Here is a 12459-nt window from a genome sequence, read left to right on the forward strand (position 1 = left end):
TTTCAACGGCGACGAGCGCTACGTCATGTCATGCCGCTTTCGCGGGCTCTTCCGCATCGACGCGAGCGGGATTGTTCGGATGCGTGGTCCAGTTCGCGTACTCGCCCGCATCGACGCGTTCCATCGTGATGCATTGCTCGACCGGGCACACGTGCATGCACAGATTGCAGCCGACGCATTCCGAATCGACCACCTCGAAATGCCGCTTGCCGTCCTTCTCCTTCAGGATCGCCTGATGCGATGTATCCTCGCACGCGATATGGCACAGCCCGCACTGGATGCACTTGTCCTGATCGATGCGCGCCTTGATGTCGTACTTGAGATTGAGGTACTTCCAGTCCGTGACGTTGGGCACGGCGCGGCCGCGAATGTCGTCGAGCGTCGCATAGCCTTTCTCGTCCATCCAGTTCGACAGGCCATCGGCGAGATCGGACACGATGCGAAAGCCGTAATGCATGGCCGCCGTGCATACCTGCACGCTGCCCGCGCCGAGCACCATGAATTCCGCCGCATCGCGCCACGACGAAATGCCGCCAATGCCCGAGATCGGCAGATTCGGCGTCTCCGGATCGCGCGCGATTTCCGCGACCATGTTGAGCGCGATCGGCTTCACGGCGGGACCGCAGTAGCCGCCGTGCGTGCCTTTGCCATCGACGGTCGGCATCGGCGCCATCTCGTCGAGATCGACGGCGACGATCGAGTTGATCGTGTTGATCAGCGACACACCGTCCGCGCCGCGCTTGAACGCGGCGCGCGAGCCCATGCGGATATCGCTGATGTTCGGCGTGAGCTTCACGAGACAGGGGAGCTTCGTGCCTTCCTTCACCCAGCGCGTGACCATCTCGACATACTCGGGCACCTGCCCCACCGCCGCGCCCATGCCGCGCTCGCTCATGCCATGCGGGCAACCGAAGTTCAGTTCGACCGCATCCGCGCCCGTGTCCTCCACCTGCGTGAGGATCCACTTCCAGTCCTTCTCATTGCACGGGACCATCAGCGAGACGATCAGCGCGCGGTCCGGCCAGTCGCGCTTCACTTGTTCGATCTCGCGCAGGTTCACGTCGAGCGGACGGTCGGTGATCAGCTCGATGTTGTTCAATCCCGCGATGCGCTGCCCGTTCCATTGCACCGCGCCATAACGCGAGCTCACGTTGACAACGTGCGGATCGAGCCCGAGCGTCTTCCACACGACGCCGCCCCAGCCCGCTTCGAACGCGCGATTGACGTTATAAGCCTTGTCGGTCGGCGGCGCGGATGCGAGCCAGAAAGGATTCGGCGACGTGATGCCGGCGATGTTGCAAGTCAGATCGGCCATGTTTATGCGGCTCCTTATGTTGGTCAGGCGGCTTTGATCGCAGTCAGCTCGAACGACGCGTCGATGGACGCCGCCGCGAGCTTGCCGTCCTGCACGGCCTGCACGGTGAGATCGAGTCCTTCATGGGTCGCGCAGTCGCCGCCAGCCCATACTTTCGCGAGCGTCGTCTGACGGTTCTCGTCGGTAACGATGCGTCCGCCGTCGAGTGTCAGCAACGCGCGATCGATGCCGATGGGCACGAGCGTCTGACCGATCGCCTTCAGCACCATGTCCGCATCGATGACGAAGCGCTCCGTGTCGCGTTCGAATTCGACGCCGGTCACGCGCCCGTCGTCGCCGATCAGACGCACCGGCTTCGCGTGCGTGACGATGCTCACGCCGTTGGTCTGCGCGAACTCGCGCTCGGCCCACGTGGCGCTCATGTTTTCGACGCCGCGCCGATACACCATCGTCACGTTCGTCGCGCCGAGCTTCCGGCTTTGCACGCAGGCATCGACCGCGGTATTGCCGCCGCCGATCACGACGACGCGCCGCCCGACAGGCACCGTCGCGAGATCGTCGGCCTGGCGCACCTGCTCGATGAAATCCACCGCGTTCATCACGCCGTCCAATGCTTCGCCTTCGAGCGCCAGTTCGCGCACGCCCGCAAGACCGAAGCCGATGAACACCGCGTCGTACTGCTTGCGCAATTCGTCGAGCGTGAAGTCACGGCCGAGCGCATGACCCGCCTTGATCTCGATACCGCCGATCGAATACAGCCATTCGATCTCGCGCTGCGCGTAATCCTCGACCGTCTTGTACGCGGCGATGCCGTATTCGTTCAGGCCGCCCGGCTTCTCGCGCGCATCGAAAATCACCGCATGATGTCCGGCCAGCGCGAGCCGATATGCACATGCAAGCCCCGCCGGTCCCGCGCCGACGATCGCCACGCGCCGGCCCGTCTCCGGCGCGCGTTTGAAAAGCGGCTCGCCTTTGGCCATCGCCCAGTCCGTAGCGTGACGCTGCAGCGCGCCGATTTTCACGGGCTCGTCGCCCGGATGATTGCGCACGCAACTCCCTTCGCAAAGAATCTCGGTCGGGCACACGCGCGCGCACATGCCGCCGAGCGGATTGGCCGAGAGGATATCGACGGCCGCGCCCTTCAGGTTGTCGTTGCCGATCTTGCGGATGAAGCTCGGAATGTCGATGCTCGTCGGGCACGCCTGCACGCACGGCGCGTCGTAGCAATAGTGGCAGCGGCTCGCGGCGGCAGCCGCGGTGGTGGCGTCGAGCAACGGCGCGACGTCCGAAAATTCGCATGCGAGCTGTTCCTGCGTGAGGCGATGGCTCGCGATATCGCCGGTCATTTTTATGGTCATGCGCGTTCCTTGTGGGGACGAACGAGTGCCCGTCATCCGCGCGCAATGGCGCGGACGACGTTGAACGTGAGACGAAAAGAGCGCTGCTTTACGAAGCGGGTTCCGAAGCGCGCTCGAGCATCGCGTGCAGGAGCACGTTCGCGCCCGCCTCGATCCACTCCTGACTCGCGTCTTCGATTTCGTTATGGCTGATGCCGTCGACGCACGGCACGAATACCATCGACGTCGGCGCGACCTGCGAGAGGTAGCACGCGTCGTGGCCCGCGCCCGACACCATGTCGCGATGCGAATAGCCGAAGCGCTGCGCCGCCGCGCGCACGGACGCGACGCACGCGGCATCGAATCTGACGGGCTCGTAGTAGAAGATCTGTTCGAGTTCGGTCTGCAAGCCGATCTCGCCGGCTATTCGCGCGACACCTTCGCGCAGCGCGGCGTCCATGCGTGCGAGCACGGCATCGTCGGGATGACGGAAATCGACGGTGAAGAACACGCGGCCCGGAATCACGTTGCGCGAGTTCGGATGCACCTGCATCATGCCGACCGTCGCGCAGGCGAGCGGCGCATTGTCGAGGCCGATGCGGTTCACGAGATCCACCACGCGCGATGCGCCGAGCAGCGCATCCTTGCGGCGCGGCATCGGCGTCGGGCCCGCGTGCGCTTCCTGGCCCGTCAGCGTAATCTCGTACCAGCGCTGGCCTTGCGCATCGGTGACGACGCCGATCGTCTTGTCCTCGGCTTCGAGGATCGGGCCTTGCTCGATATGCAATTCGAACGCCGCATGCAGCTTGCGGCCGCCGCACGGCAGATCGCCCGCGTAACCGATGCGCTTCAGTTCCTCGCCGATCGTCTTGCCGTCGACGTCCTTGCGCGAGAGGCCATAATCGAGCGAGAACACGCCCGCGAACACGCCCGATGCGACCATCGCGGGCGCGAAGCGCGAACCTTCCTCGTTGGTCCAGATGACGACTTCGATCGGATGCTCGGTCTCGATGCCGCGATCGTTGAGCGAGCGGATCACTTCGAGTCCGCCGAGCACGCCGTAGATGCCGTCGAAGCGGCCGCCCGTGGGCTGCGAATCCGCATGCGAGCCGGTCATGACCGGCAGCGCATCGGGGTTGCGCCCGGCGCGGCGCATGAACACGTTGCCCATCTGATCGATGCTCACCGTGCAGCCCGCCTCCTTCGCCCAACTGACGATGAGATCGCGCCCTTCCCTGTCGAGATCGGTCAGCGCGAGACGGCAGACGCCGCCTTTGGGTGTCGCGCCGATTTTGGCCATCGTCATCAGGCTATCCCAGAGACGCTGACCATTCACCATGATGGACGTATCGAGACCAGCCTCTCTGATTGCATCCGTTACGACGTTCATTCGCCTCGCTCCTTACGATCGACTTCGTATGTGAGTGACTTCGTTTCGTGCATGCCGGGCGTTTGCGGTGCGATGCTGCACGCGCCCGGTGCACGCTTTCTGTTATGCGATGAATGATGCAAACCACGCGCTTCTTCAGTACTTCGAGCGCTCTCCAAATCCTGTCCACTTGGACAGGTTGTAGCCGATTAAAATAAGCAAATCAACGTCTTTCGTGTGCGGACAAACACGGAGCAAAGCTAAGCGATAAGCGTGCCATTGCAATGCAGCATCGACAGGCACTGGCCGCGACGGCATTTTCGACGCGATGCAGCGCCGCGTGCATGAACGGCGCGAATGAGGCACGATGCGGCACACACGGCAGAAAAATTCGACGATGAGACACGACGACGCGGCTGACGGCATCACCGAACGCGAGCACGCTGCGCCACCTTTGCGGCGACGCAAGGCGCAGATTCGCGAAAGCAACGAAGCGCAGCTCCTGGCGTGCGCCGAAGAAGTTTTCGCGGAGAAAGGACTGGAAGGCGCGAGCACGGCGATGATCGCCGAGCGTGCCGGATTACCGAAGGCCAACTTGCATTACTACTTCCCGACGAAGCTCGCGCTGTATCGACGCGTGCTGGAAGATTTGTTCGAGGACTGGCATCGCGCGGCGGACACCTTCGAATGCAGCGACGATCCGGTCGAAGCGATCGGCGGCTATGTGCGCGCGAAGATGGAGTTGTCGAGACGCAGGCCGCTCGGCTCGAAGGTGTGGGCGAGCGAGATCATCCACGGCGCGCATCACATGCAGGACATCCTCAACGAGCGCGTGAAGCCGTGGCTCGATACGCGCGTCATCGTGATCGAAAGCTGGATCGCGCGTGGCCTGCTCGCGCCCGTCGAGCCGGACACGTTCATGTTCATGATCTGGGCGATCACGCAGCACTACGCCGATTTCGATGCGCAGATCCGCGCGTTGAAGGGCAAGCGCGCGCTCACGCGCAAGGCCTTCGACGAGCAAACGGAGGAAGTCGTGCGCCTCGTGCTTCGCGCATGCGGCGCGGTGTCGCCGCGCGTCGAAGCGAACCGGAACGCGCAATAAAAAACGCCGGTCGCTCGATAGCGGCCGGCGTTCGACTTGCTGCTTGCTTCTCTACTGCTTCACTGCGTTGCTGCCTTACTGCGGTAACGCTACTGCTTTTCTCGCAAGATACTGCCCTACTGCCAACGCTTGCTGCTGCACCATCTACCGCTACAACTACTCACTGCTGCTGCCACTGCTACTACGTTTCGATCAGTTGCCGAAGTAGACCGAGTTACGGCCCGACATCGGTGCGCTCACGCGGGCGCCGGAATTCGACGTGCCGGCGACCGAAGGACCATAAGCCGATCGACCGTTCTCAGCGTGCACACGCGCTTCTGCGGCCTGAATGTTTTGCGGATAGTCCACGCGATCGGTCGACGGGTTGTAACCGGCCTTTTCAAGCTGGACCAGTTCCGCGCGCACTTGAGCGCGGGTCACCGGGCCGTTGCTTTGCGCGAACGCGAAAGTCGGAGCGGCCAGAGCGGTGGCGATGACGAGTGCGGGAACGAATGCCTTGATCATGATGAACCTCCAATAGTCTTGTTTTGAAATCGAAACTGAATCGGAAGCTTTTTAAGTGGTTTCTGATTTCGTTTCGCTTGAACACAAGTGTAGGAGGCAGTTGCCCTAGGGGAAACCCCGATTTGCACGAAACATAATTGTCGGGATCGCAACAATGCGTTTCGCTAGGCGAAGCGCATCGAGGCCTCAGAAAATATAATTAAGTCTTTGTTTTTATTAATTTAATCGCATCGTTGCCTGACTCTGGAAGCCGCGCGTAATCGATTGCAAGACCGCTCGTCATTACGACATCGCCAGCCAATCGCCATGCACGTGCCACCTTCTACGCGCCCGTTGCATAGGTCATCGAGGTCGTGAGGAGTTCGCGCAACAATGGCTGGATATCTTCCGCCTTGGCCTCGTCGTAAGCGAACGGCGACGATTCTTCCATGTAGCTGATCTGCGTCAGCTCAAGTTGAATCGCGTGAACGCCCTTCTCGGGCTGGCCGTAGCGCCGCGTGATGTAGCCGCCCTTGAAGCGGCCGTTGGCCACCGTCGAAAAGCGGCCGTCGCGCTCGACGATCCGCGCGAGATGCTCGGCTAGCCCGGGCGCCGCCGACGCACCGTCCGCCGTGCCGAAGTTGAAATCGGTCAGACGTCCGTCGAAGAAACGCGGCACGACCGAACGAATCGAGTGTGCTTCCCATAGCAGCACGCTTCCGTGCGACTTCCGCAGCGCTTCGAGTTCGCTCGCGAGCGCATCGTGATAAGGCTGCCAGTACATCGCGCGGCGCGCATCGATCTGCTCGCGCGACGGCTCGTGGCCTGGCTTGTAGAGCGGCGCCTTGTCGAAGGTATCGACCGGACACAGCCCCGTCGTGTCGCGGCCGGGATAAAGATTCGCGTCGTCGGGCGGACGGTTCAGATCGACGACATATCGCGCGTATTCCGGCGTCAGGATCGACGCACCCAATTCGCGCGCAAACGCGTATAGCCGTTCGAGATGCCAGTCGCAATCCTCGGTGAGTTTCGCGACGGGCGTCATCTCCTCGGCGAGCGCGCAGGGAATGCTCGTGCCCCGGTGCGGAATCGAAATCAGCAGCGGCGCGCTGCCGCGTTCCAGCGTGAAAATCGAAGACTCGTTCATGGATGACCTCAATCGAGCAAGCCGCGCAACGCGGCGCGATAGCGCAACAGCGCTTCGTCTTCCTGCGCGTGTCGGCGCGCGTCGATCACCTTGCGGCCGGAGACGAACACATCGCGGATCGGCGTATCGCCATGTTCGCAGAAGACAGCACTCGAAAGCCAGGTCTCAGGCGCATGCTCGCCGATGCCCGGATGCGTTTCGTCGAGCACGAGCCAGTCGGCGCGCAAGCCCTGCGCGAGCGCGCCGACGGGTCGTCCGGTCGCGTGCGCGCCGCCGTCGAGCGCGGCATCGAAGAGACGATCGGCGGGACGGCTCTGCGTCGGCGACGCGAGCACGTTGCGCTGCTGACGCCACAAACGCTGGCCGTATTCGAGCAGACGCAGTTCGGAGCGCCAGTCCACGCCGACATGACTATCCGAGCCGACGCCGATGCGTCCGCCCGCATCGAGATAATCGCGCGACGGAAAGACGCCATCGCCGAGATTCGCCTCGGTCGTCAGACACAGGCCCGCGACCGCGCCGCTTTGCGCGAGACGCGCGCATTCGTCCGCGTCGACATGCGTCGCATGCACGAGGCACCAGCGCTCGTCGACGTTGAAGCGTTCGAGCAGCCATTGCACCGGGCGCTGCCCCGTCGCCGCGAGGCACGCCTCCACTTCGGCGGTCTGCTCGGCAATATGGATATGCACCGGCGCACGGCGAAAGCGGGCATCGAGCCCTTCGATCACCGCCGCGAGCGATTCGCCCGACACCGCGCGCAGCGAATGCGGCGCGACGCCATAACGGCGCATGCCGTCTTCGGGCCGCGCGCGGGCAAGTTCGTCGATGAGCGCGAGCAGCGTATCGGGCGTGTTGAGAAAGCGCCGCTGATCGTCGCGCGGTGCGCTCTTGTTGAAACCGCTGTGCTCGTACAGCACCGGCAACATCGTGATGCCGATGCCCGCGCGCCCGGCCGCATCGACGACGCGCTCGGCAAGTTCCGCGCGATTCGCATAAGGCGCGCCGCCGGGCGCGTGATGCACGTAATGAAACTCGCACACCGACGTGTAGCCCGCTTTCAGCATCTCGATGTAGAGCCAGTGCGCAATGTCCGCGAGCGATTCCGGGCCGATCCGCGCGGCGAAGCGATACATCAGGTCGCGCCAGCTCCAGAAGGTGTCGGCGACGCTCGCGCGATATTCGGTGAGGCCCGCCATCGCGCGCTGGAACGCGTGCGAGTGCAGGTTCGGCATGCCGGGCACGACCGGCCCTTGCGCCCGCTCGACGCCCGCGGGCGCCGCGCTGTCGGGCGCTACGCGCACCAATGTGCCTTCGTCGTTCCATTCGAGCAGCACGTTGCGCCGCCAGCCATCGGCGAGGCGCGCGTGGTCCGCGAAGAATGCGCTCATGTTCCCGTCTCCCTTTTTATGTCGATGCGCGGCTGCTCACAAATCGTCGATGCCGATGTGCAGCCAGGTCGTGTCGTCCGACGCCTCGCAGCGCAAGGCGGCCGCACGATCGAGACGCAGCGTGTCGCCTGTTTCGAGCTTATGGCGCGTGTCGCCATCGGCTTTGATATCGATGCTTCCGCGCACGCAGAAGATGAACGTCAGATCGTGGCGCGCGTCGGGCGAATACGAGCCGCGCCGGACATCCACCGTCGCGCCGGCGCGATCGCGGCGCACCATCACGTTGAAATCGCGCGTCGGGCCTTCGATCAGCGTCGCGTGAATCGCCGTTTCGCCGGCGAAGCGCGCGATCGCGAGCGGCGCATCGAGCGTATGCACGCCGCCGTTCGCTTCAGTCAGACGCATGCCCGCGCCATCGAGCAGCACGAGCACGCGATCGACGCCCGCGAAGCACGAGAACGCGCCATCGGAGGCCACGTCCGCCAGCGACAGACGCCACGCGAACGCATCGAGCGACGTGCCTCGCGGCCCCGCCGCTATCTCGCGCGTCACGCCGCCGCCGTTCTTCCAGGGCTTGGGCGTGAGCGAATCGGCACGAATGATCATGGCGTTCAGAAGTGCCCCGTGAATTGATAACGGTCGCCCGGATGCCAGAGATTCGCGACCGACGCGACCGCGTCGCGCGACCACGTGCGCCGATGCAGCAACAGACACGGCTCGTGCTCCGCCATCGCGAGCGAGAGTCGGATCTCGGTCGACGGCACCGACGCCTCGATCCGGTATTCGACGCGCTGCAGCGGCGCGGCCGTCATCAGGTACTGGTTCGGCGTGATCGTCGTGAAATCCTGGCGCGCGTATTCCGGCGCGAGCTTGGGATTCACGTAACGCTCTTCCATCTGCACCGGCTCGTCGTTCTCGAAGTGCAGCACGCGCGAATGAAACACCGGGCTGCCCAGCGTGAGATGCATTTCGGCGGCGAGCGCCTCGTCGACGATCGATGCGCCCAGATGCAGCACATGCGCGCTATACACGTGGCCGCGCGCGACGATTTCATCGGAGATGCTGCGAATCTCGACGAGCGTCGACGCGTATTTCGGCTGCGCGACGAAGGTGCCCGCGCCCTGCACGCGCGTGAGCACCTGCTCGGCGGTCAACTCGCGCACCGCGCGATTCACCGTCATGCGGGCGACCTTGAACTCGCGTGCGAGCTCGTTCTCGGAGGGCACCTGATCGCCCTCCTTCCATTCGCCGATATGAATGCGCTGGAGAATGTAGTCCTTGATCTCCTGATACGCAGGCGTGTTCATACAGATTGTTCCGACGCGAACGCGAGCGGGCTGTGCTGCGCGACGACGCCTTCCTGCACGAGCGTCGCGATCGCGGCGATGTCCGGCGCGAAGTAGTGATCGAGATCGTAATGCGCCACGTGCGCGCGCAGCGTCTTCATCACTTCGAGCAAAGGCGCGCTCGTCTGATACGGCGCGCGCAGATCGACGCCCTGCGCCGCCGCGAGCAGTTCGATCGCGAGAATGTTCGCCGTGTTGCTCGCGATGTCGCCGAGCTTACGCGCGGCGAACGTCGCCATCGAGACGTGGTCTTCCTGATTCGCGGAAGTCGGCAGCGAATCGACCGATGCCGGATGCGCGAGCGTCTTGTTCTCGGATGCGAGCGCGGCGGCCGTCACGTGCGCGATCATGAAGCCCGAGTTGACGCCGCCATCGCGAACGAGGAACGGCGGCAGGCCCGAGAGCGTCGCGTCGATCAGCAACGCGATGCGGCGTTCCGCGAGCGCGCCGATTTCGGCGGCGGCGAGCGCGAGGTTGTCGGCGGCGAACGCCACCGGCTCCGCGTGGAAATTGCCGCCCGACAGCACTTCGCCCGTGTCGGGGAAGATCAGCGGGTTATCGGAGACGGCATTCGATTCGATCAGCAGGATGTCGGCGGCGTGGCGCATCTGGTCGAGGCACGCGCCCATCACCTGCGGCTGGCAGCGCAGGCTGTACGGGTCCTGCACCTTCTCGCAATCGGCGTGCGACAGGTTGATGCCCGAGCCCTTCAGCAGCGTGCGGTAAGCGGCCGCCGCTTCCATCTGCCCGCGATGGCCGCGCAGCTCGTGGATGCGCGCATCGAACGGCACGACCGAGCCCGCCGCCGCATCGACGGACAGCGCGCCCGCGACGAGTCCGGTGCGGAACAGGTCCTCGATCGCGAAGAGGTTGTAGAGCGCGAGCGCCGCCGACGCCTGCGTGCCGTTCAGCAACGCGAGACCTTCCTTCGCCTGCAGCGTGAGCGGCTTCAAGCCCGCGACCGCGAGACCGTCGAGCGCACTCGCGCGCTCGCCGCGAATCATGACTTCGCCGATGCCGAGCAGCACCGTCGACATATGCGCGAGCGGCGCGAGATCGCCCGATGCGCCGACCGAGCCCTTGATCGGGATGATCGGCAGCACGTCGGCGTTGAAAAGCGTGATAAGCGCGTCGATGACCTCGCGGCGGATGCCCGAATGACCGCGCCCGAGGCTAGACAGCTTGAGCGCCATCAGGAGGCGCACGACCGGCCGCGACATCGGCTCGCCAACGCCTACCGCATGCGACAGCACGAGATTCTTTTGCAGCAGTTCCAGCTGATCGGCCGGAATGTGCGTATTGGCGAGCCGCCCGAAGCCCGTATTGATGCCGTAGGCCGGATCGCCTTTCGCGGCAATCGCGGCGACGGCGCGCGCGCTCGCGTCGATGGCGTCGAAGCTGGCGGGATCGAGTTGCAGCGGGTCCGAACCACGCGCGATGCGGCGCAGTTGCGGGAGAGTCAGTTTTCCGGGCGTAAGCGTGATCATGGTTCGTCCTGTCTATACAAGTTAGACTCAAGTCTAAACGGGCTCGAAGGACGAAACAAGGGGATATCCGGGATATCACTAGGATCTTCCCGGAAGAAAGATGCGTCTTGTCTATACAGATTTCACGGTTCGAGCACCTTTTCCATCACGAACTGGACGAAACGTTGCTCGCGCACGATGATTGCGCGCGCCAGGAGCATCGTGAAACCGCAATATTCGAAGAACGGCCGCCCGGTGACGCTGGAATAAGTGTGCAGTGTGTTCAGGCCCATTTCGTCGGCTTCGGCTTCGATGCGCGCGAGCAGCGACGTCGCCACGCTTTTGCGCTGATGCAGCGGATCGACGAACATCATGTCGATGAGGCCGTTTTTCTCGAGATCGGCGAAGCCCGCGAGTTCGCCGTCGACGAGCCCGACCCACGTCGGACGGTTCAGGCGTGCGAGTTCCCACTCGTCCCGGTCGGCTTGCGCCCACGCTGCGATCTGTGCTTCGTTGTAGTCGGCCGATGCCGTTTCGCGAACGGCGCGTTGAAACAAATCGATCACACCGTCGAGATCGCTCGGATGATACGGTCTGACTTCGATGAGCGGAAACCGTGGCATTTCATCACCTTCGTTACTGTCAAAATAAAAAAACCGCTGCCGAGGCAGCGAGGGTCAAGCGTTGAAAACGCGGGAAAAAAACTTGTACAGGAATGAGTCGGATCGGGCGGGCGCAAACGTTCAAATCGCGGAAATCGATTGGCCGGATTGCGCTACAGGAACGTCCTTCAGGAAGCCACGACCACCGTCGCGATACCGAGCGCGGTCATCAGCAACGATGCGCATACGTGGATCGCGATTTCAGCGAGCGCCCAGCCGAGCCGCCCTTGCTGCAAATGCGCGACCACTTCGGCCGAGAAGGTAGAAAACGTGGAGAGCCCGCCCATCAGCCCGGTGATGATGAACAACCGCCATTCCACCGAGATATCCGGAAAGCGCGCGAAAAAGGCAACAGCCACGCCGATGATGTAGCCCGCGATGACGTTCGCTGCGAACGTGCCGAGCGGAAGATTCGGAAAAATCGCATTCAGGCGCAGGCCGAGGACCCATCTGAGCAGCGACCCCAAGCCGCCGCCGAGTCCCACGGCGATGATCGACAGATACATGAATTTGTGAAATCGATTTGAAATTAACTGCGTTATGCCTCGCGCGCGAGCCGGTCGATCAGCGCGCCGCGACTCGCCTCGACGATCCAGCCGTCCTTGTGCCGGACATGCGCCGCCCACGTGCCGTCGCGCCGTTCTTCCCAGCATCCGGCATCGTGGCCGTCGATGAAGAGCGAGCCTCGCACCACGAGTTGCGGATCGGCGGGGTCGAGCACCTCGTCGTCATTGTGTTCGAGCTTCACCGTGTGCATGAGCATCGTCTGCAAAAAGACGTCAAAACCAGAGCCAGTTACGCGAACGGCTCCATTCTAACGATACTCGCAGCCGTTGGTCCA

At 63.5% G+C, this 12459-nt stretch carries 13 protein-coding genes; 1 reads left to right on the forward strand and 12 read right to left on the reverse strand.

The genetic code is table 11. The annotated features are described in order from the left end of the window. Positions 1 to 28: 28 nt before the first annotated feature. The 3 genes from preA to ACEN42_RS20315 form a co-directional block, all read right to left on the reverse strand. Positions 29 to 1315 (reverse strand): NAD-dependent dihydropyrimidine dehydrogenase subunit PreA, encoded by a 1287-nt coding sequence (gene preA, locus ACEN42_RS20305; RefSeq protein ID WP_371881228.1) that lies wholly within the window; start codon positions 1313 to 1315, stop codon positions 29 to 31. A 23-nt stretch (positions 1316 to 1338) separates the two neighbouring features. Next, positions 1339 to 2673, reverse strand: coding sequence for an NAD(P)-dependent oxidoreductase (locus tag ACEN42_RS20310; protein WP_371881229.1), 1335 nt, complete (start codon positions 2671 to 2673; stop codon positions 1339 to 1341). A gap of 88 nt (positions 2674 to 2761) precedes the next feature. Beyond that, positions 2762 to 4042 carry a Zn-dependent hydrolase gene (locus ACEN42_RS20315; RefSeq protein WP_371881230.1) on the reverse strand — a complete coding sequence of 427 codons (1281 nt, stop codon included), beginning with the start codon at positions 4040 to 4042 and terminating at the stop codon, positions 2762 to 2764. Between the two features lie 376 nt (positions 4043 to 4418). Here ACEN42_RS20315 and ACEN42_RS20320 point away from each other — a divergent pair, with 376 nt between their 5' ends. Next, a complete protein-coding gene (locus ACEN42_RS20320; protein ID WP_238217435.1) occupies positions 4419 to 5126 on the forward strand; it encodes a TetR/AcrR family transcriptional regulator in 708 nt (235 codons plus the stop codon). A 192-nt stretch (positions 5127 to 5318) separates the two neighbouring features. Here the strand turns inward: ACEN42_RS20320 and ACEN42_RS20325 are convergent, their stop codons facing one another. From ACEN42_RS20325 to ACEN42_RS20365, 9 genes are all read right to left on the reverse strand, one after another. Next, complete coding sequence (locus ACEN42_RS20325) at positions 5319 to 5627, reverse strand: DUF4148 domain-containing protein (protein ID WP_371882262.1); 309 nt, start codon at positions 5625 to 5627, stop codon at positions 5319 to 5321. Positions 5628 to 5952: 325 nt separating this feature from the next. Continuing rightward, positions 5953 to 6756, reverse strand: coding sequence for an N-formylglutamate deformylase (gene hutG / locus ACEN42_RS20330; RefSeq protein ID WP_371881231.1), 804 nt, complete (start codon positions 6754 to 6756; stop codon positions 5953 to 5955). Between the two features lie 8 nt (positions 6757 to 6764). After that, a complete protein-coding gene (locus ACEN42_RS20335) occupies positions 6765 to 8144 on the reverse strand; it encodes a formimidoylglutamate deiminase (RefSeq protein WP_371881232.1) in 1380 nt (459 codons plus the stop codon). Between the two features lie 36 nt (positions 8145 to 8180). Next, positions 8181 to 8750, reverse strand: a complete 570-nt coding sequence (locus tag ACEN42_RS20340; protein WP_371881233.1) for a HutD family protein — start codon at positions 8748 to 8750, stop codon at positions 8181 to 8183. A 5-nt stretch (positions 8751 to 8755) separates the two neighbouring features. Next, positions 8756 to 9451, reverse strand: coding sequence for a histidine utilization repressor (gene hutC, locus ACEN42_RS20345; protein WP_035501480.1), 696 nt, complete (start codon positions 9449 to 9451; stop codon positions 8756 to 8758). Continuing rightward, positions 9448 to 10977: a histidine ammonia-lyase gene (gene hutH / locus ACEN42_RS20350; RefSeq protein WP_371881234.1), complete on the reverse strand. Its 1530-nt coding sequence runs from the start codon at positions 10975 to 10977 to the stop codon at positions 9448 to 9450. The genes hutC and hutH overlap by 4 nt, the downstream gene beginning before the upstream one ends. Before the next feature lie 122 nt (positions 10978 to 11099). Further along, entirely contained in the window at positions 11100 to 11579 is a 480-nt protein-coding gene (locus tag ACEN42_RS20355) for a GNAT family N-acetyltransferase (protein WP_187605102.1), read from the reverse strand. Positions 11580 to 11746: 167 nt separating this feature from the next. Further along, positions 11747 to 12124: a fluoride efflux transporter CrcB gene (crcB, locus tag ACEN42_RS20360; RefSeq protein ID WP_035501472.1), complete on the reverse strand. Its 378-nt coding sequence runs from the start codon at positions 12122 to 12124 to the stop codon at positions 11747 to 11749. Positions 12125 to 12156: 32 nt separating this feature from the next. After that, positions 12157 to 12375: a hypothetical protein gene (locus tag ACEN42_RS20365; protein WP_250484475.1), complete on the reverse strand. Its 219-nt coding sequence runs from the start codon at positions 12373 to 12375 to the stop codon at positions 12157 to 12159. Between the last annotated feature and the right edge of the window lie 84 nt (positions 12376 to 12459).

It is taken from the genome of Caballeronia sp. S22 (assembly GCF_964261745.1).
In the GTDB taxonomy this organism is placed as follows: domain Bacteria; phylum Pseudomonadota; class Gammaproteobacteria; order Burkholderiales; family Burkholderiaceae; genus Caballeronia; species Caballeronia jiangsuensis.